24 protein-coding genes and 1 pseudogene are annotated in these 24,328 nt (G+C 65.9%); 12 read left to right on the top strand and 13 right to left on the bottom strand.

The genetic code is table 11. From position 1 onward, the window contains the following. Window positions 1–6 precede the first annotated feature (6 nt). Entirely contained in the window at window positions 7–444 is a 438-nt protein-coding gene (locus C447_RS05470; protein WP_007691675.1) for a hypothetical protein, read from the top strand. A gap of 37 nt (window positions 445–481) precedes the next feature. Here C447_RS05470 and C447_RS05465 read toward each other — a convergent pair whose 3' ends face one another. From C447_RS05465 to C447_RS05445, 5 genes are all read right to left on the bottom strand, one after another. After that, the gene (locus C447_RS05465) at window positions 482–916 is read right to left on the bottom strand and encodes a universal stress protein (protein WP_007691674.1); all 435 of its coding nucleotides are present in this window, start codon (window positions 914–916) and stop codon (window positions 482–484) included. A 240-nt stretch (window positions 917–1,156) separates the two neighbouring features. Then, on the bottom strand, window positions 1,157–1,432 hold the full coding sequence (locus C447_RS05460; protein ID WP_007691673.1) for a DUF7520 family protein: 276 nt from the start codon (window positions 1,430–1,432) through the stop codon (window positions 1,157–1,159). Between the two features lie 177 nt (window positions 1,433–1,609). Further along, on the bottom strand, window positions 1,610–3,394 hold the full coding sequence (locus C447_RS05455; RefSeq protein ID WP_007691672.1) for a cbb3-type cytochrome c oxidase subunit I: 1,785 nt from the start codon (window positions 3,392–3,394) through the stop codon (window positions 1,610–1,612). A gap of 149 nt (window positions 3,395–3,543) precedes the next feature. Continuing rightward, on the bottom strand, window positions 3,544–3,900 hold the full coding sequence (locus C447_RS05450) for a DUF6684 family protein (protein ID WP_007691671.1): 357 nt from the start codon (window positions 3,898–3,900) through the stop codon (window positions 3,544–3,546). A 65-nt stretch (window positions 3,901–3,965) separates the two neighbouring features. Further along, window positions 3,966–4,370 (bottom strand): DUF7541 family protein, encoded by a 405-nt coding sequence (locus tag C447_RS05445; RefSeq protein WP_007691669.1) that lies wholly within the window; start codon window positions 4,368–4,370, stop codon window positions 3,966–3,968. Window positions 4,371–4,503: 133 nt separating this feature from the next. Between C447_RS05445 and C447_RS05440 the strand changes: the two genes are divergently transcribed. Further along, complete coding sequence (locus C447_RS05440; protein WP_007691667.1) at window positions 4,504–5,364, top strand: cytochrome c oxidase subunit 3; 861 nt, start codon at window positions 4,504–4,506, stop codon at window positions 5,362–5,364. 38 nt (window positions 5,365–5,402) lie between these two features. Here C447_RS05440 and C447_RS05435 read toward each other — a convergent pair whose 3' ends face one another. After that, window positions 5,403–6,545 (bottom strand): CBS domain-containing protein, encoded by a 1,143-nt coding sequence (locus tag C447_RS05435; protein WP_007691665.1) that lies wholly within the window; start codon window positions 6,543–6,545, stop codon window positions 5,403–5,405. Between the two features lie 94 nt (window positions 6,546–6,639). Here C447_RS05435 and C447_RS05430 point away from each other — a divergent pair, with 94 nt between their 5' ends. After that, a complete protein-coding gene (locus C447_RS05430) occupies window positions 6,640–6,948 on the top strand; it encodes a lycopene cyclase domain-containing protein (RefSeq protein ID WP_010612693.1) in 309 nt (102 codons plus the stop codon). 1 nt (window position 6,949) lies between these two features. On the opposite strand, the gene C447_RS05425 is transcribed toward C447_RS05430, so the two are convergent. Further along, window positions 6,950–7,363 (bottom strand): Rieske (2Fe-2S) protein, encoded by a 414-nt coding sequence (locus tag C447_RS05425; RefSeq protein WP_007691661.1) that lies wholly within the window; start codon window positions 7,361–7,363, stop codon window positions 6,950–6,952. 141 nt (window positions 7,364–7,504) lie between these two features. Here C447_RS05425 and C447_RS17615 point away from each other — a divergent pair, with 141 nt between their 5' ends. From C447_RS17615 to C447_RS18935, 4 genes are read left to right on the top strand one after another with little or no spacing between them, the layout of a single operon-like run. Further along, window positions 7,505–7,996 (top strand): hypothetical protein, encoded by a 492-nt coding sequence (locus tag C447_RS17615; RefSeq protein ID WP_152416135.1) that lies wholly within the window; start codon window positions 7,505–7,507, stop codon window positions 7,994–7,996. Continuing rightward, complete coding sequence (locus C447_RS05420) at window positions 7,996–8,208, top strand: hypothetical protein (RefSeq protein WP_007691660.1); 213 nt, start codon at window positions 7,996–7,998, stop codon at window positions 8,206–8,208. The genes C447_RS17615 and C447_RS05420 overlap by 1 nt, the downstream gene beginning before the upstream one ends. A 55-nt stretch (window positions 8,209–8,263) precedes the next feature. Next, window positions 8,264–8,566 carry a hypothetical protein gene (locus C447_RS05415; protein WP_007691659.1) on the top strand — a complete coding sequence of 101 codons (303 nt, stop codon included), beginning with the start codon at window positions 8,264–8,266 and terminating at the stop codon, window positions 8,564–8,566. 53 nt (window positions 8,567–8,619) lie between these two features. Continuing rightward, complete coding sequence (locus tag C447_RS18935; protein ID WP_394295343.1) at window positions 8,620–9,570, top strand: S8 family serine peptidase; 951 nt, start codon at window positions 8,620–8,622, stop codon at window positions 9,568–9,570. 98 nt (window positions 9,571–9,668) lie between these two features. On the opposite strand, the gene C447_RS17610 is transcribed toward C447_RS18935, so the two are convergent. The 6 genes and pseudogenes from C447_RS17610 to C447_RS18515 all read right to left on the bottom strand — a co-directional run bounded on the left by C447_RS17610 (window position 9,669) and on the right by C447_RS18515 (window position 18,463). Next, window positions 9,669–9,950 carry a hypothetical protein gene (locus tag C447_RS17610; protein ID WP_152416134.1) on the bottom strand — a complete coding sequence of 94 codons (282 nt, stop codon included), beginning with the start codon at window positions 9,948–9,950 and terminating at the stop codon, window positions 9,669–9,671. A gap of 113 nt (window positions 9,951–10,063) precedes the next feature. Continuing rightward, window positions 10,064–11,203: a pyridoxal phosphate-dependent aminotransferase gene (locus tag C447_RS05410; protein ID WP_007691658.1), complete on the bottom strand. Its 1,140-nt coding sequence runs from the start codon at window positions 11,201–11,203 to the stop codon at window positions 10,064–10,066. After that, window positions 11,200–11,688, bottom strand: a complete 489-nt coding sequence (locus C447_RS05405) for an Lrp/AsnC family transcriptional regulator (RefSeq protein ID WP_007691657.1) — start codon at window positions 11,686–11,688, stop codon at window positions 11,200–11,202. Before C447_RS05405 ends, C447_RS05410 begins: the two co-directional genes overlap by 4 nt. Window positions 11,689–11,771: 83 nt before the next feature. Beyond that, a complete protein-coding gene (locus C447_RS18520; RefSeq protein WP_007691654.1) occupies window positions 11,772–12,992 on the bottom strand; it encodes a bacterio-opsin activator domain-containing protein in 1,221 nt (406 codons plus the stop codon). 199 nt (window positions 12,993–13,191) lie between these two features. After that, window positions 13,192–13,476: pseudogene (locus C447_RS18930) on the bottom strand (response regulator); the annotation flags it as partial. 73 nt (window positions 13,477–13,549) lie between these two features. After that, on the bottom strand, window positions 13,550–18,463 hold the full coding sequence (locus C447_RS18515; protein WP_007691650.1) for a PAS domain S-box protein: 4,914 nt from the start codon (window positions 18,461–18,463) through the stop codon (window positions 13,550–13,552). An 81-nt stretch (window positions 18,464–18,544) separates the two neighbouring features. On the opposite strand from C447_RS18515, the gene C447_RS05390 reads away from it, so the two are divergent. From C447_RS05390 to C447_RS05370, 5 genes are all read left to right on the top strand, one after another. Next, window positions 18,545–19,111, top strand: coding sequence for a thioredoxin family protein (locus C447_RS05390; protein ID WP_007691648.1), 567 nt, complete (start codon window positions 18,545–18,547; stop codon window positions 19,109–19,111). 75 nt (window positions 19,112–19,186) lie between these two features. Continuing rightward, on the top strand, window positions 19,187–20,476 hold the full coding sequence (locus C447_RS05385; protein WP_007691646.1) for an ABC transporter substrate-binding protein: 1,290 nt from the start codon (window positions 19,187–19,189) through the stop codon (window positions 20,474–20,476). Then, entirely contained in the window at window positions 20,473–21,375 is a 903-nt protein-coding gene (locus tag C447_RS05380) for an FAD-dependent oxidoreductase (RefSeq protein ID WP_007691644.1), read from the top strand. Before C447_RS05385 ends, C447_RS05380 begins: the two co-directional genes overlap by 4 nt. A 63-nt stretch (window positions 21,376–21,438) precedes the next feature. Continuing rightward, a complete protein-coding gene (locus C447_RS05375) occupies window positions 21,439–23,088 on the top strand; it encodes a long-chain fatty acid--CoA ligase (protein WP_007691642.1) in 1,650 nt (549 codons plus the stop codon). A 73-nt stretch (window positions 23,089–23,161) separates the two neighbouring features. Next, window positions 23,162–24,313, top strand: a complete 1,152-nt coding sequence (locus tag C447_RS05370) for an acyl-CoA dehydrogenase family protein (RefSeq protein WP_007691640.1) — start codon at window positions 23,162–23,164, stop codon at window positions 24,311–24,313. The last annotated feature ends 15 nt before the right edge of the window (window positions 24,314–24,328 follow it).

Raw genomic sequence — 24,328 nt, 5'->3', positions numbered from 1 at the left:
TTTCGAATGAACCGGCCCGACAACACCGAACTCGCGCTGCTCGCGGTCCGCCGAGCCATCGGTCTCTGGGCGGGCTTGTCCGTGTTCTATCTCGCGGGCTACTACCTCTTCGACTACCCGTTCCCGACGCCGGTCGACCTCGTCGCGATCCTCGTGGTCGTCTGTCTCGGCGTGGGCCTCGGTGTCGCGTTCAGCTTCGCCTCGCCGCTCCCGCGCGAGACCGGCCTGCCACGGGTCGTCCGAACCGCCCTGATCGCGATCCCGGCCCTCGGTATCGGCATCGCGCTACAACTGTTCATCGAGGGCCCCCAGGGCGACCGGGCGTACTACGCCATGTTCGCGCTCGCGGCCTGGCTCGGGTCGACGTTCATCACCGAGGACGAGACCGACGACGAGGAGGGGGCGGACGCCTCCGACTTCGACGTCCTCGACCTGGGTCGCTGACGGTCGCCCGGGACCTCCCCAACGACAGTGGGTCAGGTCACTCGGTTACCCGAACCAGCAACACCGGCACCGTGGTGTGTCGCAACACGTTCTCCGCGACGCTCCCCAGCAGGACGTGGCTGAGTCCCGTCCGACCGTGGGTCCCCATCACGACGAGGTCCACGTCGTCGTGGTCCTCGACGTACTCGGTGATCCGCTGGTGTGGGGTCCCTCGCCGGGTCGCCGTAGTCGTTTCGAGCCCCGCCCCCTCGGCCGCGTCGTTGACCGCCTCGACGGCGCGCTCGCCACGGGCTTCGAGACGGCTTTCGATGCGCTCGCGGTCGTCGACGTCGAGGGTCCCGATCGTCCCCATGTTGGCGACGTAGAGCGCGTGAACGCTCGCGTCGTACTTCCCGGCGAGATCCACCGCCCGCTCGATGACCTCGTCCATGAGTTCGCTCCCGTCCGTCGGCACCAATATCCCCTGATACATGGGTGACGTGACGCGATCCAGTTATTTATTTTTATCGACCATTATAGTTCGTCGGGAGACGAAGAGGACGGTCGGTGCTCGATGGTGGGATTGTTCGGCCGATATCGAGGGGCTCGCTCGTTCGACTCGCCCGCCGTCGTGACAAGGGCGGCGCGGGCGGTCGTGAGCGCGCGGTCGTAGTGGCCCGCCCCCATGACGGCGGTGTATACGGGGGCGATGGACGCGCTCGGCCCTTACCGATTACGCCGTGTAGCGTCGGGAGACGTAGCCGACGGCCAACAGCACGACCCCCAGCCCGACGCCGAGGGTGATCATACCGTAGACCGCGAGGCCGACCGGCGTCGGCTGGATCTCGAAGAGGAAGAACAGCGAGACCGGCTGGAGGTCCTGGATCCCGAGGGCACCGAGGAGATAGCCCCAAAAGCCCGCGATGGCGACGACGACGACGTAGACGAACAGCACCACGCTCCGGCCGTCGCGGCCGGCGATGCGTCCGGCCGTCGGGTTCTCGGACATACCTCGTCTATCGGGTGCCGGAGGATTAGCCTTTTGTCCGCGCGTCCCCGAACCGCGCTATGGCCGAAAAGGAGTACCTGCTAGCCATCCTCGTCGGGATCTCGGTGTCGATGGTCGTGCTGACGTTCGTACTGGTCGTCAGCTGAGGACCGCCGATCGAAGACCGCTACAAAACGCCTATTCTTCCGCGTCGGTCGTCGCGTCGTCGGCTTCCGCGTCGATGGCTTCGCCGCCGTCGGTTCGAGCCGCTTCCTCCTCGCCGCCGTCGGTCAGCGCGGTCTCGACGCGGCGCTCGTTCCAGCGCCACTCGTGGGTGAACTGGTTGGTCTCCTTCAGGTTCCACGGGTCGGTGTCCTCGATGGTGGGGGCCTCGAACCACGACTGGACGAAGTTCCAGAGCCAGATCGCCTGGCCGACGAGGATCAAGAACGCCCCGAGCGTGGCGACCTGGTGGAAGATCTGCATCATCCCCTGCGGGCCGATCGAGAGGCTGTACGTGGCGTAGCGCCGGGGCATCCCGAGGTAGCCCAGGAAGAGCATCGAGAAGAACGTGAGGTTGGTGCCGACCATCGAGAGCCAGAAGTGCCAGCGCGCGAGCGTCTTCTGGTACATCTTCCCGGTGTAGAGCGGGAACCAGTAGTAGAGCCCCGCGAAGGCCGCGAAGCCGATCAGCCCCATCACGATGTAGTGGAAGTGACCGACCACGTAGTAGGTGGCGTGGAGCGTGAGGTCGACGGGCACCGCCGCGAGGAACACGCCCGTCACGCCGCCGATGATGAAGTTCGAGACCGCCCCGATGCAGAACAGCATCGGCGCGGTGAGTCGGATGTCACCGCCCCACATCGTGGTTATCCAGTTGAAGGTCTTCACCGCACTGGGGATGGCGATCGCGAGCGAGACCGCCATGAAACTCGCGCGGAGACGGGGGTCGATACCCGTCGTGAACATGTGGTGGGCCCACACGCCGAACGAGAGCACGCCGATCGCGAGCGTCGAGTAGACGACGAACTTGTAGCCGAAGAGCTTCCGGCCGCTGAACTTCGGGATGATGAGGCTCAGGAGTCCCATCGGTGGGAGGGCCAGGATGTAGACCTCGGGGTGGCCGAAGAACCAAAAGAGGTGTTGCCAGAGGATCGCGCCGCCGCCGACGAAGAAGGTCGTCCCGAAGTTCCGGTCGAGGAGGAGCATGACGAGCGCGCTCCCGAGCACGGGGAACGCGAAGAGGATCAGCCCGGCCTGGGTCAGGACGGTCCAGCTGAAGATGTCGAGGTTCGCCCAGCTCACGTCCTCGCCGCGTTCGGTGAAGACGGTGGCGATGAAGTTGATAGCGCCCATCGTGGTGGCGATCCCCGAGAGGTGGAGGCCGAGCAGCATGTAGTCGACGCCGAGCCCGGCGGTGCCGGACTGGGTGCCGCTGCCGACGCCCGCCGAGAGCGGGGTGTACATCGTCCAGGCGGTCTGGGCGGGCTGGATGTCGGTGAAGGGCACCACGATGAACCCACCCCAGATCAGGAGTGTGGCGGGCGGGAGCATCCAGAACGCGATGGAGTTGAGCCGCGGGAACGCCATGTCGTCCGCGCCGATCAACAGCGGGATGAAGTAGTTCCCGAACGCGAAGATGATCGGCGTCCCGAACAGGAACAACATCGTGATGCCGTGGCTGGTGAGCATCGAGTTGTAGAACTGCGGCCCGATGATCGCCTCGCTCGGCGTGAGGAGTTCGGTCCGCATCAGCGTCACCATCAGCCCGGCGACCACGAACGTGATGACCGCGAAGACGCCGTAGAGGATCCCGATGTCCTTGTGGTCGACGGTCGTCAGCCACCGGATCAGCCCGCTGGGTTTCTCGTTGGAGTAGCCGGACTCGCGACCCACCGCGCCGCCGCCACCAACCGGGGTGTACGAGCGCCAGTCCTCGAGTCGGGAGAGCCACGCCGCCACCCCCACGAGTAACAGCCCCATTAACACCGTCAGTACTAGCTGCGCGTCTGCCATGGATCGTGGGATGAACCACGGGGTAAAGAACCCTTAGATCTCGGCCACGCCGTCCCCCCGGGTCCGTGTTCGGTCGCGGCGCTACCGAGCCGTCGGGATCGCGGCCGCGAGGAAACTCAGTTCGTGTCGTCCTCGTCGGGCTCGGCGTCGAGGGTGTCCTCGACCATCTCGTAGTCCTCGCCCGCCTCCTCCTCGGGTTCCTGTTCGGAGAGCGTGGCGTCGGTCGACGAGAGGTCGGCCTCGGTCGTCGTGGCCTCGTCACGCGAGATGATGCGGCCCGAGAAGTAGGTGAGCGCCGCCAACGCGACGAACGGGATCACCAACAGTCCCATGCTGACGGTCTCCATGTAGAGGTTCGGCCCCCACGGCCGGATCATGAGAAACACCACCACGAAGAACAGGATGATCCCGAGCGGAATGATGTTGACCGTGAGGTCGAGGAGGGTTTCACGGTCGAAGGTGCGCTCTGCCATTGGCCCACCCTCGCGGCGCGCGAATCAATAGCCTGTCGGTTCGTCGGCGGTCGGGGGAGCGGTCCTCAGGCCGAGCCGGCCTCCACGAACCGGCCGCCCGCGCCCGCGACCGCGACCACGACGCCGGCGATCAGCATCTCCGCGCCGCGACCGACGATCCCGTTCGGCTGGGTCAGGACCCCGACGAGCGCGTCGACCGAGACCGCATCGAGCTGGGTCGCGGTGAGCGCGCCGCCGAGCACCACGAGCACGACCCCGAACCCGAGCAGGACGTTCCACGGCCGCTGTGCGTAGCCGGATTCGAGGAGGATCCCCGCGACGCTGCCGACGAACAGGAGGAGGCCGCCGACCGCGACCGGGAAGACGTTGAACAACAGCCCCAGCTCCGAGAACACCAGCCCGAGCACCACGATGATCGGCCACGGGCTCGACATCCGGTACTGGTCGCTGAGACCCGGCTGCTCGTCCATACCGACGGGAGGGCCGCGAGCGTAACAAACCCATCGGAAACGGTCGTCGCCGTCGGTCCGAGGTGGTCGTCGTGGAAGCGGCGAGCCCGAACGGTGTAGGAGGACTTTTACTGGTCGGTGTGCAACCGCCGCCATGGGAACAGCGGACGATACGAGCGACGACGGCGGCGGACATCACCTCCCGGCGGTGACGGACTTCCCGCGCGGGTTCGGCGAAGCCAGCTGGTGGCCCTACATCGCGTCGGTCGGCGCGGCGGGGATCTACATCGGCGCGGCCCTGTTCTTCATGGGACACAACGGGGCCTCAATCGTGCCCGCGATCGCGGGCCCCGCCGTGTTCGGGGTCTCGGTCGTCCTCACGCTGACCGGTATCTTCGGCTGGCTCTATCACGCCTTCGTCGCGAACTACTGGGAGCGCGCCGCCGACGAGCACTCGGGGAACATGCTCCGGTTCGGGATGTTGTTGTTCCTCTGTACCGAGATATTCACCTTCGGCGCGGGCTTCGTCTACTACTTCTTCATCCGGACCGGGAGCTGGTCGGGCGCGGAGATCCCCCCCGAACTCCTGAGCCCGCTCGTCGCCGCCAACACCGTCCTGCTGGTCGTCAGCAGTTTCACCTTCCACTTCGCCGAGGTCGAACTCCGAAAGGACAACCACCGGCGGTTCACCGCGCTGCTCGGGGTCACCCTCCTGCTCGGGCTGGTCTTCATCGGCGGCCAGATCTACGAGTACAACCTCTTCATCATCCACGAGGGCTTCACCCTCACGTCGGGGCTCTTCGCGAGCGCCTTCTTCGGGCTCACGGGCCTCCACGGGCTCCACGTCTCGATGGGAGCGGTCCTCATCCTCATCGTGCTGGCCCGCGCCGTGATGGGCCAGTACTCCGCCGAGCGCCACACCTCGGTGAGCACGGTCTCGATGTACTGGCACTTCGTCGACGTGGTCTGGCTCTTCCTCGTCGCCGTGATCTACATCGGCGCGGTCGCGCCGTGACCCACCTCGGGTAGTCATCAAAAAGACCGGTTCGCGGCTCAGATCTCGTTGAGCTTTCTGAGGATCTGGCCCCGGCGCTGTTCGTCCGCCCGGATCCCCTTCCGTTCGAGCACGTTGCGTTCGAGCTTGTCGAGCGCCACCCGGAAGGCGCTCTCCGCGCCGTAGCCCTCGCCCGTGCCCGCGACCTGGCCCTTGTCGGTTCGCAGGCGGATGCCACACCGCACCAGCGGCATCCCGCGGAGTTTCTCCTTGTGTTCGTGGAAGCGGACGTGGGCGTGTTGGACCTGCATCTCGCCGAACTTGTCGGCGACCTGCGTCACCGACTCGCGGACGCCGTCACGGGTGATGGTGTCGAGCAGCGAGATGTTGGTGATCTGGACGTCGATGTGGTCCTCCTCGGTGAACGTCAGCGCTCGGAGCACGTCGGTCTTGGTGAGGACGCCCACGACGTGGCGGTCGTCGTCGCCGGGCGTGACGATGACGCCGTTGTAGTCGTTGTCGAGCATCTTCGCGACCGCCTCGCGAACCGTGTCCGCACTGGAGACGGTCTCGACGGGCGAGTTCATCAGGTCGTAGACCGGGATGTCGAGCATCCGCTGTGAGTCGCCCGAGCGCTCGCCCTCGGTCGGCTGGTTCATGTTCCGGACGACGAACTCCACGAGGTCGTGGGTGGTGAGCACGCCCGTGAGGTAGCCCGCGTCGTTCACGACCGGCAGGCGCGAGATGCCGTGCTCGCGGAGGCGGTTGATCGCCTGGCCCACGCGGGCGTCCTCGGCGACCGTGACCACGTCGTCGGTCTGGATCTGGGAGACGGTGAGTGCGTCGAGGTTCTCGAGGACCGCATCGAGGATCCCGTCGGCGGTGACGATCCCCCAGAGCTCCTCGCCCTCGACGACCGGCGCGACCTTGGTGTTGCCCTCGACCAGCATCCGCGCGACCTCGCGAACGTCGGCGGTGCGCTCGATCCGCGGTGCGGAGTCCATCACCGCGCTGACCTTCGTCGAGTCCTCGACGTGGGACTGCATCAACGAACGCTGGGTTAGCACGCCGGCGTACGCGCCGTCGTCGGTGACGATCAGCCCCCGCGGACTCTCCTCGTCGAAGGCCGTCCGCACCTTCCCGAGCCGTTCGTCGGTGCTCACTGCGGTGTAGTCCGTGGTTGCGATATCGGCGATATTCATCGTGCTCACCCCGTAGGGTTGGACGCCGGGGATAATCAAGACTGTGCCCCGTGTGACCGTCAGAGCCTTGTTCACACCGCGAGTAGCCTTCCGAATGGTGCCCGATATCGACGTGTTCGGTCGGTACACGTATCTCGTGACGGAGGTCGTCTTCGGCGCGTTCGCCTACGCCCTCCTCTCGGCGACCGGCGCGCTCGGCCGCGCCGCCAGAACCGTCGTCGCGCTCTACCCGCTGGCGTACGTCTGGGACCGCTACACCCTGGAGGTCGGGGTCTTCCAGATCAACCTCCGCACCGGCAAGGAATTTCTGGGGATCCCCATCGAGGAGCACCTCTTCATGGTCGTGGTGCCCTCGCTGGTGGTCGGGTTCTACGAAGTCGTCAATCCAAGAGACGACACCTGAGTCAGAACGAGAGGTGCGAACTCGAAGACGGCCCGTCGTCGCCGGTGCCGCCGTCCCGGAGGTAGTCGTAGTTGTCGTCGGTCAGCACCACCTCGCCGTCGGTGACGGCGACCTCGACGCCGGGGAGCGTCGTCCCCGCCGCTTCGCCGTTGTCGCACTCCCCCGAGCAGGTGTCGAACAGCGAACCGTGTTTCGGGCAGATTATCTGCCCGTCGCGGATCGGCGCGCCCGAACCCCGGTCGAAGCGCTGGGTCTCGTGGGTACAGGTGTTGACCCACGCCTCGATGCCTGGCTCCTCGTCGCAGTGAACGAGGATCACTTCCTGCTCGTTGGTGAAGGCGTCCTCGGCGGTGAAGAGATACGATCCGCCCTCGGGAACGTCCGCAACGTCCGCGATGTGCGCTCCGTCGACCATGTCGGTTGCATGGGATCGGGCGGTAAAGCCGTGATGCTTCGAGGGCTGTTCGGGATCCGTCGTTAGCTCACGAGGCTGTTTCGGTTGACGTTTTGTTCATCTGCACGAACGACCCCTTCGTAGAGGACGAACCCGCCACCAGTGAGGACACAATCAGGAAGGCGACGACCGATACTGGTACTATCGGTCGGCGAAGGAGGAGGGGTCAGCACCATTCCGCTCCAAGATGAAGGTCATGAAGTCATCGACGCGACCGTGTATAGTGGAACGAGCGAGTCGACAACATCGACCACCTACGAAAATGCGTTTACGTCAGTCACAGAAATGGGACTTCTCACAGATGGTATCGCCACCTCGCTGGATTACTCGAATTACTACCTACAATTGGTCTCCACCTTGCACATCGACGATGCCAACGAAACCGTCTATCACAAACTGAAAGGTGGGCCTTCTAACGAACCTGAAGCGGAGATTTCCCACACTGGCGATACAGGATACCCGATTGTGGTTTCGGGCTTGATACCATACAATCCTGGCCAGAACGGATATGCTCGAATATCCACGGAAATGAAGGTATCTGGTAGTTCGGGGACAGTATATGTGACCAAATTGGTCCTCATAGGAGAAATATAATGACGTGGACATGGGGCATCAGTGGCCTCGGAACGAAGAAACAGACGCTCACAGTCTACGACCCCGACGGCAACAGTGTCGGCTCGGAGACCCGCGAGGGGTGGTCATGGTCGGATAATTATCCCGACACTGTGACCGACCTCATGCCCGAGACCATCTCGGCACTGATGGCGATTCAGCGAGAGGACATCGAGCGCCGTTCTGACCAATAGACCTTGTTACACTGATGACCAGACTTAACCCGGCGGCGGCTAATACTCACTTAGGATGTCCACGAGGTACGTGGAGCGCGCTGTCGAGCAAATGCGGGAGGATCCCGATAGCAGCGCATCCACTACCCTCCTACTGGGCGTTGAGAGCGACTCTCTCTCTGCTGTTGAGGAACAAGTCGAAGCGATAGGGGGTGAGGTCACCGAACAACTACCCTTCGATACGTTGGAGGTGACTGTTCCAGAGAACGCCATCACGAATCTACTCGAAATAGAGGGCTTGGAGTCTATCGAGACTGACGAAAGCCTGGAGGATCTAAGCCAGGGAAACGGGAACCCGCTGAGAAATTCGAGTCGGTAGATGATCTCCGTGCCTTTGTTTACCAATCCCATGACACGGGAGTCAGTCGTCCTATCAACTCAGGTCCTGATGGCAGATTTATCAAGGTTGGTCTGATTGACTCATTATACAACCTCTCGTTTGACTCGGACCACGAAATTGCCGAACGACAAAACTTCGTCGCTAGCACAGAAGCCGACACTACTGGTCATGGCATAGGAGTATTCGCTCTACTTCAGCACTATTGCAAGGATGCGACATTTCATCTTTATCGTACGATTGCAGAAGATCGCCTGTTCACTCCCCAGAATATGCTTAAGGCGCTTGATGCTGCCCGAAACGCTGGAGTGGATCTACTAAACGTCTCTGCAGGGAAACACCGGCCAGATTGCAATCAAAACTGTAGACTTTGTGTCGCGGCAAAGAGAATTATCAATGACGGTGTCTGTGTGGTTGCTGGTGCGGGTAACCGCAGGCGTGATGAGCCTCTATCACTATTCTGTCCGGCATTACAGGACGATGTAATCAGTGTCGGTGCTTACGAAGCAGTCTGTACCACCGATGTTGGCGGAGAACAACCTTTACACCGACAAACCCCCACAATTAGACCGAATGGCTCGTACTGGTTGAGCCCCCCTTCTGAATCAGATGGTTGGTATGGGTACCCTCGCGACCACTACTGTGGCTACTTAGGATGTACGCCAGACATAAGCTGTGAAAACAACCGACTGGAAAGACCCTGGGAAAGGAACATCAGTTATCAACGGGGGCAACCTGACGTACTCGCTCCTTGTCACCAACTGGATACAACTTCGGACGGTGAACCCTTCCTCGCTAGCGGTACAAGCTACGCTGCTCCTATCGTAACTGGGTCGCTGGCAATGATACTAGGTGAGCTGTTCAATCGCGGGAAGAACCCCAACCCTAAGCAGATACAACGTGCTATCGTAGGCGAAACAGTGCCAATCGACAAGGGGCCTGTCGGAAAGCTCAACGTTGAGGCAGTGTTGAATAGGCTTTCGTGAACTAAGGCGAGGTCCGGGTTTATTCTCCAGCGCGAGGGTACAGTACTCAGAGATATGGCACTGACAAAACCAGCCGCCGGGCGGCAACTATCCCAACACTATATGAGATGTCCCGCCACAATCCATAAACCGGCACCGAGCCCGCCTGCTACACTGATGCAAATTCCATAAGTCGTGTATCTTCTCCGCCTGAAAACTAAGCTCGCACCGTAGCCGATGATCCATCCTGAGACGAATATGCTAACAAGCAGCGTGAGCAGCCAGTATAAGACTGTTGCCGGGTGTGAAAAACTGGCCGGCCAGAGCAACACGAGTCCTGCTAATCCCAACCCTCCTAAGATCACTAACCCACCGGACATCTTGACTACTAAATCGTACATGGTGGTCAATACAATCATTCCTCTGATAAGTCTTTATTCCACCGGCGAAATAGATCGTAGTGTTAAGTGATAGCCCCAATCTATCGGACATATCCTGTCGAAGAAATCAGCACTCACTCCAGAAACGCTTCGATCCGGTCCATCGCCTCGCGCAACTCGTTCAGTCCCGTCGCATACGAAACTCGAAGATGGCCCTCGCCGCCCGCACCGAAGACGTCGCCGGGGACCATCGCCACGCCGCACTCTTCGAGGAGGGCCTCGGCGAACGCTTCGGCATCCTCCCACGGGCTCTCGGGGAAGACGTAGAACGCGCCGGTGGCCTCGAAACACTCGATGCCCATCTCCGCGAATCGTGAGAGCACGAACCGCCGCCGGCGGTCGTACTGGGCGCGCATCTCCTGGACGTCGTCGCTGCAGTGTTCGAGCGCGTCGAGCGCGGCGTACTGCGCGGTGGTGGGTGCCGAGAGCATCCCGTACTGGTGGATCCGGTTCATCGCCTGAATCGCCTCCGGGGGGGCGAGCGCGTAGCCCAGTCGAAGGCCGGTCATCGCGTAGGCTTTCGAGAAGCCGTTGAAGACGACCGTTCGTTCGCGCATCCCCGGCAGGGTGGCGATCGAGGTGTGGTCGCCGTCGTAGGTCAGGTCGGCGTAGATCTCGTCGGCGAGCACGGTCAGGTCGTGCTCGCGGGCGAACGCGGCCACGGGTTCGAGGTGCTCCTCGCGCATCGTCGCCCCAGTTGGATTGTTGGGATAGCAGTAGACCAGCGCCTCGGCTTCCTCCGCGCCCGCCTCGCGGAGCACCTCCGCCGTGAGCCGGAACTCGTCGGCCTCGCGGGTCGGCACCGGCAGGGGCTCGCCGCCCGCGAAGACCACGCCCGGCACGTACGAGACGTACGAGGGCTGGGCCACCGCGACCGTATCCCCCGGGTCGCAGAAGGCGCGAAACGCCGCGTCGATGGCCTCGGAAGCCCCCGCCGTCACAAGGATCTCCTCGTCGGGGTCGTAATCGAGGTCGTACTCGGTCGCCGCCCGACCCGCGATGGCCTCTCGAAGCTCCCGCATCCCGCGGTTCGCGGTGTAGGAGGTCTTGCCGCGTTCGAGCGAGTCGATGGCGGCCTCGCGCGCGCTCCACGGCGCGGTGAAGTCGGGTTCGCCCACCCCGAGCGAGATCACGTCGTCCATCTCCTCGGCGAGTTCGAAGAAGCGCCGGATGCCCGAGGGCGGCACCTGATTCACTCGTTCGGATATCTTCATGGCGAAACCGACAGCCGGTCGTCGTCCCGGTCGCCGTCGAACTCGATGCCGTGTTCCTTGTAGGACTCCATCAGGTAGTGGGTCACGGTCTGGGTTATCTCGGGAACCGGCGCGACCTTCTCCGAGACGAATCGCGACACCTCGCCCATCGAGTCGGCCTCCACGGTCATCGAGAAGTCGTACTCGCCGCTCACGAGCCGGAGGGATTCCACCTCGGGGAAGCCGACGAGCCGCTTCGCGATGTCGTCGTAGCCCGTCTCGCGGTCGAGGGTGACGTTACACTCGACCAGCGCGCGGACGGGTTCGTCGTCGGTGTTGCGCCAGTCGACCACCGCGCTGTACCCGCGGATGACTCCCTCGGTTTCGAGCGCCTCGATGGTCGATTCGACCTCGCGCTCCTCGGCCCCCGTCATCCGGGCGAGGTCGACGGTCGTGTATCGGGCGTTCTCGCGGAGCAACGACACCAGTTCCGCGCGGGTGTTCATACCGCGAGATACGGCCACTGTCGCAAAAAGGTTGGCTCCCGGCCGGTTTTTGCGGCGCGGGCCGGTTCGGACGCGAGTCCGAACTACCCGTCCTCGTCGAGGAACGCGGTCAGGAGCTTTCGCTGGGCCTTCCGGAGGTGGCTGTGGAGCGTCGGCGAGGAGATCCCCATCGAGGCCGCGAGCTCCTCGGCAGTCGAGCCGCGCGGCCAGTCGTAGTAGCCCGCGAAGAACGCCGCCCGCACGGCCGCGCGCTGTTTCTCGGTGAGTCGGTCGTCGACCGCCTGCCGAAAGCCGGCCTCGGTCCCGACGGGGAGTTCGACCGCGCGCTTCGAGAGGAGCGCCGTTCCGGGGTAGGCCGCCTCGAAGGCGTCGACCACCCGCCGGACGTCCGTGTCGGCGGCGACCTCGCAGACCAGCCGCGCCTCGCCGTCCTCGGACGTGAGCCGTCGGACCGTCCCGCCCACGTCGATCGCGACGTCGGCCGGCCCCTCGGTGGTGGCGAACTCGAAGAGCCCGCCGTTCTCGCCGCCGGAGACGAGGCGCGCCTCCGCGACCCCCGAGAACGTCTCGGCGAGGTCGAGCACGGATTCCGGTGGGGCTCCCTCGATCGTCACGTACTGGAGAACCGTGTCGTCGGCCGCCGGAACCATGCCGTCGAGGCGGTAGCGGCAGTCGAGCCGGTCGGTGACCGCGATGGGGAACGCGGTGTCGTCCGTCAGGCGAAGGGTGACCGCGACCGCCGTATCGGAGAGCAGGAGCTTCATGTTCTGGGCGGCGCTGATCGCGAAGCCCGCGACTTCGCCGAGCACCGTGAGACCCGCTCGTTCGCGTTCGGCGAAGGCGTCCGGGTGGGTCGCCGAGAGCCCGAGCACGCCGTAGACGACCTCCCGGTAGGAGAGGGGCACCATCGCCACCGGCCCGGAGCCGCCGGGTTCGTCGGCGGCCGAGGGGGACGGCTCCTCGACGACCTGAACCGTCCCGGTTTCGAGCGCGCGCACGCCCGGGTCCGCCAGCCCGCCGTCGGTGGCGACCGCCGCGATGTCCTCGACCCCCGCACCGGTCTCGACCGCGAGGTCGCCTCGACCGTCGCGTTCGGCGATCCACGCGACCCCGTAGAGGTCGGAGGCCGCGATCCGCTCACAGACCGTGCGTTCGATCTCCTCGCGGGTCGCGGCCCCGACCAGCCCGCGGATGATCCCCTGGATCACGACGTTGATCCGGTCGAGCCGGGCGAGTTCGTCGCGCTGGCGTTCGAGCCGGCGCTCGCGCTCGGCGAGCGCCTTCTCGGCGCGACGCTGGTCCACCGCGTTCTCGATCCGGTTGGCGAGGAGTTCGTACTNGGCGTTCGAGCCGGCGCTCGCGCTCGGCGAGCGCCTTCTCGGCGCGACGCTGGTCCACCGCGTTCTCGATCCGGTTGGCGAGGAGTTCGTACTGGTCCACCCCGCCGCCCTTCCGGAGGTAGTCGGTGACGCCCATCGAGATCGCCTCGCTCGCGGCCTCCTCGCTGCCCTTGCCGGTCGAGAGGATGAACGGGAGCTTCGGGTGGGACTCACGAACCGTCGCGAGGAGTTCCAGCCCGTCGGTTCCCGGCATCCGGTAGTCGCTGACGATACAGTCGACCGACGCGTCGTCGAGGTGGTCGAGCGCCGCCGCGGCGCTGGTCTCGGTGTCCACGACGAACCCGTCGATCCCCCCGAGCACCGTCGCGGCGAGCGAGACGATCGCCGGCTCGTCGTCCACGAACAACACCCGGATCGGGTCGGCATCCGCATCGGCGGATCGCTGCATCGCCACAATACATATCTCTACACCGGGAGCTACAAAAAATATCCCCTCTCGGCCACGGACGGGACGTCGTCGGTTACGTCGTGACCTCGAAGCGGGCACCGTCGGCTCCGTCGACCGCACGGACGTCCCAGCCGTGGGCCTCGGCGATGTTCCGGACGATCATCAGGCCCAACCCGGTCCCCGATTCGGTCGTCGAGTAGCCGTGTTCGAATATCTTCTCGTGCTCGCCCTCGGGGATCCCCGGGCCGTCGTCCGCGACGTAGAACCCGTTTTCGAGCGCCCCGACGACGACCGACGCCTCCTCGCCGGCGTGGTCGAGCGCGTTTCGAAAGAGGTTCTCGAACAGCCGCGTGAGGCGGTCGGGGTCGGCCTCGACGGTGTCGAGCGCCTCGATGGTGAGGCTCGCCGTCTCGGTGCCCGTCGCCCGCCACGCGCGCTCGGCGACGTCCTCGAAGGCGACGGGTTCGGTCTCGCCGATGACCTGGCCCTGACGGGCGAGGGTGAGGACGCCCTCGATCAGGGTGTCCATCCTGTCGAGCGCCCACAGCGCGTCCTCGTGGTGTTCGGAGGGGGCTTCGGCCTCGGCGAGTTCGACCCGGCCGCGCGCGACGCTCATCGGGCTCCGGAGGTCGTGGCTGATCACGCTCGCGAACTCGTCGAGAAGTTCGTTCTGACGTTCGAGCTCGCGCTCGTGGCGCTTTTGCTCGGTGATGTCGGTGTAGAGCGAGTAGCCAGCGAGGTTGCGCGTGTCGGGTTCGAGCGGGACGATGTGGAGCAGGAAGTCCCGAACCCCGTCCGCGGTCCGCCGGCGCACGGTCGTCTGGAGGCTCTCACCCTCGATGAGCGCCTCGTTGAACGAATCCGCCTCGGCTTCGTGCTCGGCTGGGACGATGTAGTCGTCGATGTTCTCGTCGATGACCTCCGCGCCGGGATAGCCGAAGATCCGTTCGAACCGGGCGTTCACTCGCCTGGCGATCGGTTCGCCGTCGACCAGTTCGTAGCTCACCGCGGCGTCGGTGACGTTCTCGAACAGCGCGGTCAGCCGGTCGCGTTCGGTCACGAGGTCGTGCTGTCGCTCGCGGAGGAGGTGTTCGCGCTCGGCGCGCTGCATCGCGGCTCCGGCGTTGGTCACCAGGAGCTTCGCCAGCGAGAACTCCCGGTCGGAGAAGGCCCCCGGCTCGACCGACCCGACGATCAGCACGCCGTACTCATCGATGGGAAGCATCATCTCGCTCCGCATGGTCGTCTCGGCGTTGTAGACGCCCGGTTCGTCGTCGACGTGGTCGTAATAGCGCGGTTCGCCCGTCTCGTACGCCTCCCACGCGAGACTATCCGTCCCCTCGAAGGTGGGCTGGGTCTCGAACAGTTCATGGCATCTATCCGACATCATCATCGGCCGGAGCACCTCCTCGTCGTCCTCGTAGCGCCAGACCCCGTTCATCGGGATATCGAGCACGTCTTCGACCGTCTCGACGGCCGTCTCGGCCACCGCGTCCCGGTCGACCGCCGTCATCATCCGTCGAGTCGCGTCGTGGAGGGCTTCGAGGTCGTGTTCGTGTTTTCGCCGTTCGAGCTCGCGGCTCGCCCCGCGGGCGACGAGGTCGACGAAGCCCTGTTCGGCGCTCGAAAACGGGTCGCGCGGGGCCGGGTCCGCGAAACAGAACGTCCCGTAGACCTCGTCGTCGATGGTGAGTTTCCCGCCGATGTAGCTGTCGAGCCCGAACGACTCGCGCGCGGGGTCGCCCTCCCAGCCCGCCGCGACCGCGTCGTGAACCGCGAACGGGCCGTCGGTCTCGACGGTCCGTCGGCAGTAGACCGCCGACAGCGGACACTCCGAACCCGGCTCGATGGCCTCGTGCGAGCCGCGCGCCGCCTCGATCCGGAGCGTCCCGTCCTCGATGTGTGTCATGAACCCGACGTCGGCGTCGAGATACGCACAGCCGAGTTCGAGCAGCCGGTCGATCCGCTCGTCGAAATCGAGCCCGCTGCTCGACGTCGTCTCGTAGAGCTTCCGTCGGTACCGTTCGTTCTCCTTCTTCTCCGAAACGTCGCGGATGACGCCGACGCTTCCCTCGTACACGCCGTCGGACCGGAGCAGCGTGATCTGGGCTTCGCAGGGCTGGAGACTGCCGTCGGCCAGTCGAACCTCGAACTCGAACGAGGCGGTGTCGCGCTCCGAGTCGTGGCTGAGGAGTCGGCGGACGACGTCGTTGCCCGCCTCGACCGCGTCCCCTTCGAGGATCGCCGAGATGTGTTCGCCGACCAGTCCCTCGCGGCTGTAGCCCACGACGTCGAGGAGGCGGTCGTTGACCGCCATGAACCGACCCTCGGTGTCGAGCGCGTAGATGCTGTCGCCGGCGGTGTCGAGCATCCGGCGGTAGCGCCGGAGCTGCTCTTCGCGCGCGAGCCGGTCGAGCGCGGTCGCGGCGTTCGCGGTGAGCATCCGGGCGAGCTCGATGTCGGCGTCCTCGAAGTCCCCGTCCACCGAGACGATGCTGAGGGTGCCGTGGTCGCCGATCGGGACGTAGAGCGCGCTCTCGAAGTCGGTGTGAGTGTCGATCACGGCGTTCCCCGAGGCCACGATGGGCTGTTCGGCCTCGAACGCGCGCCACGGGAACCCCTCGTCGCGGTCGTAGCTCGGCCGGTCGCCGTACTGGTCGACACCGCTCGGCGTCAGCGCGGCGGGGTCGAGGCTGTCGGTCTCCGGGTCGTAGAACCGGACCGCGGCCAGCGAGAAGCCGAGGACGTCCTCGACGGCCGCGGCGGTGGCGTCCGCCACGTCCACACGGTCCTCGGCGCGCATGAGGTCCCGGGTCGCCTCGTGGAGCGCGGCGACGGTCTTCGCGCGGTCGCGGCGCTCGGTGGTGTCGCGGATCGCGCCCGCGACCCCCCGGAACTCGCCGTCGACGAGCCGAAGCGCGAGGTGGTCCTCACACGGGACGTACTCGCCGTCGGCGGTCCGGACCTCGAACTCGACGGTGGTCTCCTCGGCACCCGCCGACAGCATCTCGCCGACGAGCTCCTCGAACATCTCGGTGGTCTCGGGGTCCTTGATACGCTCGACGCTCTCGCCGAGGACGTCCGCGACCTCGTAGCCCGTGAGGTCGGTGAAGCCCTGGTTGACGAACTCGAAACGGCCCTCGCCGTCGAGCACGTAGACCGCGTCGTCGACCGCGTCGGTCGCCGTCCGGTAGCGTTCGGACTCGCGCTCGCGCTCCTTTCGGTCGGTGATGTCGCGCCCGGTGCCGACGACCCCCTGGAACGCCTCGGTCGCGATCCGCGCGCCGCTGAACTCGTGGGGGATGGTCTCACCGGTCTTCGTTACGAACGCCGACTCGACGGTGACGTTCTCGCCACGCTCGACCACCGCCTCGATCTCCTCTCGGATCAGCGCGTGGTCGGCCGGCGGGATGAACTCGAGGCAGTTCATCCCGGCTATCTCCTCGGGCGAGTAGCCGACCACCGACTCGAAGGTCTCGTTCCACCTGCGCATCCGGCCGTCGGCGTCGAAGGCGAAGATCGGGTCCGGCGTGGCGTCGAACAGGCTCCCGATGACCGCCCGTTCCTCGTGGAGTTCGCGTTCGCGCGCCCGCCGCTCGGAGACGTCTCGGAACACCCCCTGTATCAACCGCCGGTCGTCGAGCTCGACGATGCTCGCGCCGGCCTCCACCGGGACGTGCTCGCCGTCGGCACGCTCGACCACCAGCGGTGACCCGTCGTGGACGCCCACGGACCGTTTCCCGTCAACGAACGACCCTTCGTCGAAGAACTCCCGATACCGTTCCGCCTCGTCCGGGGGATAGATCGCCGTGTAGTCCGCCCCGAGGAGCGACTCGCGGTCGCGACCGAGGAGCTCCGTGGCGGCGGCGTTCGTCTCGACGACCTCCCCCGTGACCGCGTCGACGACGAGCACCGCGTCCGGCCCGGTATCGAGCAACGCCCGATACTTCCGCTCGGACTCGGCGAGCGCGCGTTCGCGGCGTTCGAGCTGGCCACGCGTCTCGGCGGCGTGGATCGCCTGTGCGATGGTGCCGGCCAGCTCCGTGAGCGCGTCGCGTTCGTCGGGCTCGAACGCTCGACGGTCGGCGTAGATCCCGAGCACGCCGTAGGAGGCCTCGCTGTACGACAGCGGCAACGTGACGACCGAGTCGAACCCGTGGCAGTCCACCGTCTCGCGCCACGACTCGAACGCCCCGTCGTGACCCTCGTGATAGACCTGTGGTTCGCCCGTGCGTATCGCTCGACCGATCGGACCGTCCTCGAGCGTCACGTCGTCGGTCGGGCGGTCGTCGAACGCCGCCGCTCCGTCGCCGGCGCGTTCGCGAACCGCGAACCCGCCGTCGTCGGTCGCCGTGGTGATCCACGCCTGGCTGTACGACTCCGAACCCGCGAGGCACTCACAGACCCGTGCTTCGATCCCTTCACGGGTCGACTGGCGAACGAGTTCGCGCTGGACCTCCGCCACCACGGCGTTGATCCGGGCGAGGTCGGCGGCGCGGTCGGTGGCGCGGTCGGCCTCGACGGCGTGCTCGATCCGGTTGGCGAGGAGTTCGTACTNGGCGTTGATCCGGGCGAGGTCGGCGGCGCGGTCGGTGGCGCGGTCGGCCTCGACGGCGTGCTCGATCCGGTTGGCGAGGAGTTCGTACTGTTCGCTCCCGGTGCCCTTCTGGAGGTAGTCGGTGACGCCGACCGAGATCGCCTCGCTCGCGGCCTCCTCGCTGCCCTTGCCGGTGAAGAGGATGAACGGCAGCTCCGGGTGGGACTCGCGGACCGTGGCGAGGAACTCGAGCCCGTCGATCCCCGGCATGGTGTAGTCGCTCACGATGCAATCGACCGCCCCCGGCGCACGTTCGAACCGTTCGAGCGCCGCCGAGGCGGACGTCTCGGTCGTCACGTCGACGCCATCGAGGAGGCGGTCGAGATGGGCCGCCCCGAGGTCCGCGACCGAGCGCTCGTCGTCAACCCACAGCACCGAGATCTCGTCCATCGATATCGTCGAATGATGCCGAACTGAGAAAAAGCTTCGCGGGCGAAAACACCTTTGCGTCTTCGGGGGTTCGAAGGGCGTATGACGCTCGAAGAGTCCGCACGCGACCTCGAACGAGGCGACAGCGCACCGGGCTTCGAACTCCCGGGGACCGACGGCGCGAGCCACGCGCTCGCGGATTATCACGACCACGACGCGCTCCTCGTGGCCTTCACCTGCAACCACTGTCCCTACGCCCAGGCGAAGATCGAGGCGCTCAACGGGCTGGCCGAGAGCTACGAGGAGGTCGCGGTCGTCGGGATCAACGCCAACGACGCCGAGGAGTACCCCGAGGACTCCTTCGACCGGATGCAGGAGCTCGTCGAGGACGGCACGGTCCGCTACGATGCCTACCTCCGCGACGAGTCCCAGGAGGTCGCGCGGGCCTACGGCGCGGTCTGCACCCCCGACCCGTTCCTGTTCGCGAAGCGTGACGGCGGCTTCGAGCTCGCCTACCACGGCCGGCTCGACGACGCCACCGGCCCCGACGAGGAGCCCTCGGGCGAACACGGCTTCGAGATGGCGGGCGCGATCGAGTCGGTGTTGACGGGGGTCCCCGTCGACCAGCAGTTCCAGCCGTCGCGCGGCTGCTCGATCAAGTGGAAGTAGGTCCGGACCCCCCGTCACGAAATTCGGCCGGCCGAAAAGGAAAACGGCTTTATGTCTTAGGCTGGCCTAAAACGTATGGCGAGCGACGAGACGGGAGACGGTGTACCGACGCGGCGCGACTACGTGAAGTACGGCGGCGCGCTCATCGGCGGCGGGCTGTTCGCCGGCTGTACTAACGGAGGGAGCGGCGGCTCGAACGGTTCGGGTGGGGCGAACGGGTCGTCCGAAACGCAGGCCGACACCGCTTCGAGCGGGTCCGCCGGGGGTACCGAGACGGGTAGCGGGACGAACGGAACCGACGGGACGACGGACGGGTCGGGGAACGCGTACTCGGTGACGATGGCCCCGATGGGCGAGGTGAGCTTCGAGGCGGTCCCGAAGACCGTCTTCACGCGGCTGACCCACCTCGCGGGGATGGCGTTCGCGCTCGGTCGGGGCAACGACGTCAACGCGATGCACGCGCCCGACTACTACGATGCGCTCTGGAACCAGTTCACCCCGCGGCTGCCGGGCGTCTCGCTCGACTGGTCGGGGCTCTACTCCTCGTGGGAGCCGAGCAAGGAGAAGCTCTACGAACTGGACAGCGACGTGCATCTCGCCGACCCCGCGAGCGTCTTCGCGGTCGAGGGCTGGAACGAGAGCGACCTCGCCGAGATCGGCGAGAACGTCGCGCCGTGGTTCGGGAACCAGTACAGCGACACCCACGCGACCCCGCCGGAGGCCTACCAGGACCGGTATCGCTACTACTCGCTGTGGGACATGTTCGAGAAGGTCGCGGCGGTGTTTCAGGAACGGGAACGGTATCGGGCGCTGTCGTCCATCCACTCGGACCTGCGCGACACCATCGAATCGGAGCTCCCGGCGACGGGCGAGCGCCCGACGGTGGCGCTGCTCGGCCTCAGCGACCTCGAAAGCATCTACGCCTACAAGGTCAGCGTCCCCGGCTTCCTGGTCGCGCACATCCGACCGCTGAAGCCGGCCGAGACGTTCGGCGACGACGTCTCCTCCGGTGACACGGTGGACACGGAGACCCTGCTCGCGGCGGACCCAGAGGTGGTCCTCGCGCTCGGCGGGATGCACCCCGATACCGACATGCCCGGCATCCGGAGCGGTCTCGCGGACGACCCGGTGGCGGCGGACGTCACGGCGGTCGAGAACGACCGGGTCTACGCCCAGGGCGCGCGGTATCAGGGTCCGATCCTCAACCTCTTCCAGCTCGAGATGAGCGCGAAGCAGCTCTATCCCGACCGGTTCGGCGAGTGGCCGACCTACGAGAAAGGACCGTACCCGGAGATCCCCCCGAACGAACGGCTCTTCGACCGCGAGCGCGTCGCGCGTATCATCACCGGCGAGGGGACGACGTGAGCGAGACGGCGCACGACACGTCCGACGTCGTCGTGGTGGGCGGCGGGCCAGCGGGCTGCTCGGCGGCGGTGTTCACCGCGCGCTACGGTCTCGATACGACCGTCTTCGACCGCGGCCAGTCGTCGCTCCAGCGCTGTGCGTACCTCGAGAACTACCTCGGCTTCCCGGCGGGCATCGACGTGGGGACGTTCTACGACCTCATCCACGACCACGTCGAGGCGTCGGGGGCCGACCTCGTCCCGGACATGGTTCGGTCGGTCGAGCGCGCGACCGACGGCGGGTTCGTCGTCGAACCACAGGAGGGCGAGGCCGTCCGCGCGAAGCGAGTCGTCGCGGCGACCCGACAGGGCGCGGACTACCTTCGACCAGTGGTGGGGGAGGCGGCCTTCGACGAGTACGTCCACGACGGCGAGACCTACGAGCGCTTCGACCCCGAGTACGCCGACCGCGACGGCAGCACGCCCGTCGACGGGCTCTACGTCGCCTCTCCAGGTGGCGAGACCGACGTCCAGGTCGTCGTCGCGGCCGGTCGGGGCGCACACGTCGCCCGCACCGCGCTCGCGGACGCGCGCCGCGAACGCGGCTATCCGGACGACCTCGCGGCACACTACGACTGGCGACGGAGCGAGGCCGAACTGACCGGGGAGTGGGCGGACCGCGACCGGTGGCGGGAGCTGTTCGCGGAGCGAACGCCGGACGACCACGGGCTCGACGAGGAGCGCGCCGTCGACCTCCGCGAGCGCGAGATCGACCGGCGGTTCGACACCTACATCGACGACGAGGCGGTCGGGGCCCGAACCGAACGGGGACAGGACCGACTGCTGGAACACATCGACGACGACCGGATCCTCGCCGCCGCACGCGAGATCGAAACTGAGCACGCGGCGGATTCGGACTGACGACCCCGCTTCGCATGGCGATCCGTGGCGAAGAATCATTATTGACGAGCGCCTCTACGGGGTATGCCCGGAGGCACCGACCAGACCATCCGGCCGTTCCGCTGGCGCGCGGAGCGGTTGTACCCCGACACCGAGATCGTCTCGCGAACCCACGACGGCATCGAGCGCTACGACTACGCGGAGTACGGAAACCGGGTCGCACGGCTCGCCCACGCCCTCGACGACGCCGGCATCGCCGACGACGCGCGGGTGGGGACGTTCTGCTGGAACCACCACCGCCACTTCGAGGCCTACTTCGCGGTGCCGGACTCCGGCCGCCAACTCCACACCATCAATCCGCTCCTCCCCGACGAGCACATCCAGTACATCGTCGAGAACGCGGGCGACCAACTCCTGTTCGTCGATCCCTCACTGGTCGAGAAACTCGGGGCCGCCTACGACCCCGACTCGTTCGACTCGGTGACGCAGTTCGTGGTGATGGGCGAGGACGTTCCCGAGACGGACCTCGACCCGGTAGTGGATTACGAGTCGTTCATCGGGGGGAAGGACGAGGCGTACGACTGGCCCGAACTGTCCCAGGAACGCCGCGCCGGGATGTGTTACACCTCGGGGACGACGGGCCGACCGAAGGGCGTCGAGTACACCCAGTCGATGCTCTGGTCGCACGCGATGTCGACCATCAGCCCCCAGGGCCTCGACATCAGGGACACCGACGTGGTGATGCCGGTGGTCCCGATGTTCCACGTCAACGCCTGGGGGATGCCCTTCTCGACCACCTCCGCCGGCGCGAAACACGTCTATCCCGGTCCGTCACCCACGCCCGAAGACCTCGCTCACCTCATCGAAAGCGAGGGCGTGACGATCACCGCCGGGGTTCCCACGGTGTGGTTGGGGCTGCTCGAATACATGAACGACCACGAGGTCGATCTTTCATCACTCGAAGAGATCGTCATCGGCGGGAGCGCCGCGCCGAAGTCGGTGATCGAGCGCTTCGACGACCTCGGGGTCACGGTGCTCCACGCGTGGGGCATGACCGAGATGAGTCCCATCGGGTCGGCAGCGCGGCTCAAGTCCGGCATGGAGTCGTGGGAGGCGGATGCGAGATACGAGAAACGCGCCACCCAGGGGCTGATGATGCCAGGCCTCGAATTCAAGGTCGTCGACGACGACGGCGAAGAAGTCCCGTGGAACGGCGAGGACTTCGGCGAACTCCTGGTCCGCGGGCCGTGGGTCACGACGGAGTACTTCGAGCGCCCACAGGCCAACGAGGAGGACTTCGAACACGGATGGTTGAAGACGGGTGACGTCGTCAGCGTCGATTCGGACGGCTACATCAAGATCGTCGACCGTGCGAAGGACGTCATCAAGTCCGGCGGCGAGTGGATTTCGAGTGTCGAACTCGAGAACACGCTGATGGCCCACGACGGGGTCTCGGAGGCGGCGGTCGCCGGCGTGCCCCACGAGAAGTGGCAGGAGCGGCCCGTGGCGTTCGTGGTGCCCGCGGCCGGTACGGACGAGGAGCGGCTCGCGGCGGAGCTGCTCGACCTCGTGGCCGCCGACTACCCGAAGTGGTGGGTGCCCGACGAGGTGGTCTACATCGAGCGCGTTCCGAAGACCGCGACCGGGAAGTTCTCGAAGAAGGACCTCCGCGAGGAGTTCTCGGACGAGTCCCTGGTCGAGGGCCGTGCCCCCGAGGAGGCCGCCCCGGAGTAAGACAGAATAAACGATTCACGAACGACCCCCGGTTTACACGAACTATTTGGGGACCGCGACCGAAACGTGTGGCATGGAGTTGCTCGACGAATCCATCGTGCCGGAGGACGTTCGCGAGGTCAAGCGAGAGGCCAACGAGTTCTCCGAGGAGTACATCATGCCGAACGCCGAGGAGTACTACGCCAGCGGCGAGTATCCCTGGGAGGTCCTGGAGGCGGGCCAGGAGGCGGGCCTCGTGGCCCAGGACATCGGCGAGGAGTACGGAGGGAAAGGCTACGGGCTCCACGAGATGCTCGCCATCGCCGAGGAGTTCTACCGAGCCGACGCGGGCATCGCGCTCACCCTCCAGCTCGCGAGCTTCGGTGCGGAGATAGTCGAGGAGTACGGCGACGAAGAACAGAAGGAGGAGTACATCGCACCCGTCGCAGCCTGTGACCAGATCACGGGGCTCGCGGTCTCCGAACCCCAGACCGGCTCGGACCTGGCGGGGATGACGGCGTCGGCCGAGAAGGACGGCGACGAGTGGGTGTTGAACGGCGAGAAGTACTGGGTCGGCAACGCGGTCGAGGCCGACTGGCTCACCGTCTACGCCAAGAGCGGCGACGGCGACGATAGATACGGGAACTACTCGATGTTCATCGTGCCCACCGACGCGCCGGGCTACGAGGCCGAACACATCCCCGAGAAGATGGCCTACCGCGCCTCGAAGCAGGGCCACATCGTCTTCGACGACTGCCGGATCCCCGAGGAGAACCTCGTCGGTGTCGAGGGCGCGGGCTTCTACATGCTCGCGGAGTTCTTCAACCAGGGTCGCGTGGTGGTCGGCGGGCACGGCCTCGGGATGGCGGCGGCGGCCATCGAGGAGGCCTGGGAGTTCGTCCACGACCGCGAGGCGTTCGGCCGGGACATCAGCGAGTTTCAGGCCGTCCAACACGACCTCTCGGAGATGCTGATCGAGTTCGAACGCGCTCGGGCGCTCAACTGGCGCGCCGCCGACAAGGTGGCCGAACAGGAGAACACGGGCTACTGGGCCGCGCTCGCGAAGGCCAACTCCACCGAGGCCGCCGTCGAGTGTGCCGAGCGCGGGATGCAGCTCCACGGCGGGCGCTCGGTGTTGACCGAGAACCGCATCGCGCGGGTCTATCGCGACTGCCGCGTGCCGGTGATCTACGAGGGTGCGAACGCCGTCCAGCGTAACCTGATCTACCGCCAGCGACCCAGCTGAGGCGAACCGTCCACC

It is taken from the genome of Halococcus hamelinensis 100A6, assembly GCF_000336675.1.
In the GTDB taxonomy this organism is placed as follows: Archaea; Halobacteriota; Halobacteria; order Halobacteriales; family Halococcaceae; genus Halococcus; species Halococcus hamelinensis.
The sequence above is the reverse complement of the archived record's forward strand: the minus strand, read 5'-3'. Positions and strand labels throughout refer to the sequence as shown.

What these genes read in the sequence shown, in the direction of transcription:
- C447_RS05455 (WP_007691672.1), bottom strand. Translation starts at nt 3,394, where the DNA reads ATGGGGCTGTTACTCGTGGGGGTGGCGGCGTGGCTCTCCCGACTCGAG.
- C447_RS05425 (WP_007691661.1), bottom strand. Translation starts at nt 7,363, where the DNA reads ATGGTCGACGGAGCGCACATCGCGGACGTTGCGGACGTTCCCGAGGGC.
- C447_RS05420 (WP_007691660.1), top strand. Translation starts at nt 7,996, where the DNA reads ATGACGTGGACATGGGGCATCAGTGGCCTCGGAACGAAGAAACAGACG.
- C447_RS05375 (WP_007691642.1), top strand. Translation starts at nt 21,439, where the DNA reads ATGCCCGGAGGCACCGACCAGACCATCCGGCCGTTCCGCTGGCGCGCG.
- C447_RS05450 (WP_007691671.1), bottom strand. Translation starts at nt 3,900, where the DNA reads ATGGCAGAGCGCACCTTCGACCGTGAAACCCTCCTCGACCTCACGGTC.
- C447_RS05470 (WP_007691675.1), top strand. Translation starts at nt 7, where the DNA reads ATGAACCGGCCCGACAACACCGAACTCGCGCTGCTCGCGGTCCGCCGA.
- C447_RS05435 (WP_007691665.1), bottom strand. Translation starts at nt 6,545, where the DNA reads ATGAATATCGCCGATATCGCAACCACGGACTACACCGCAGTGAGCACC.
- C447_RS05390 (WP_007691648.1), top strand. Translation starts at nt 18,545, where the DNA reads ATGACGCTCGAAGAGTCCGCACGCGACCTCGAACGAGGCGACAGCGCA.
- C447_RS05440 (WP_007691667.1), top strand. Translation starts at nt 4,504, where the DNA reads ATGGGAACAGCGGACGATACGAGCGACGACGGCGGCGGACATCACCTC.
- C447_RS05415 (WP_007691659.1), top strand. Translation starts at nt 8,264, where the DNA reads ATGTCCACGAGGTACGTGGAGCGCGCTGTCGAGCAAATGCGGGAGGAT.
- C447_RS05410 (WP_007691658.1), bottom strand. Translation starts at nt 11,203, where the DNA reads ATGAAGATATCCGAACGAGTGAATCAGGTGCCGCCCTCGGGCATCCGG.
- C447_RS05445 (WP_007691669.1), bottom strand. Translation starts at nt 4,370, where the DNA reads ATGGACGAGCAGCCGGGTCTCAGCGACCAGTACCGGATGTCGAGCCCG.
- C447_RS05460 (WP_007691673.1), bottom strand. Translation starts at nt 1,432, where the DNA reads ATGTCCGAGAACCCGACGGCCGGACGCATCGCCGGCCGCGACGGCCGG.
- C447_RS05430 (WP_010612693.1), top strand. Translation starts at nt 6,640, where the DNA reads ATGGTGCCCGATATCGACGTGTTCGGTCGGTACACGTATCTCGTGACG.
- C447_RS17610 (WP_152416134.1), bottom strand. Translation starts at nt 9,950, where the DNA reads ATGTACGATTTAGTAGTCAAGATGTCCGGTGGGTTAGTGATCTTAGGA.
- C447_RS05405 (WP_007691657.1), bottom strand. Translation starts at nt 11,688, where the DNA reads ATGAACACCCGCGCGGAACTGGTGTCGTTGCTCCGCGAGAACGCCCGA.
- C447_RS05465 (WP_007691674.1), bottom strand. Translation starts at nt 916, where the DNA reads ATGTATCAGGGGATATTGGTGCCGACGGACGGGAGCGAACTCATGGAC.
- C447_RS05385 (WP_007691646.1), top strand. Translation starts at nt 19,187, where the DNA reads ATGGCGAGCGACGAGACGGGAGACGGTGTACCGACGCGGCGCGACTAC.
- C447_RS05370 (WP_007691640.1), top strand. Translation starts at nt 23,162, where the DNA reads ATGGAGTTGCTCGACGAATCCATCGTGCCGGAGGACGTTCGCGAGGTC.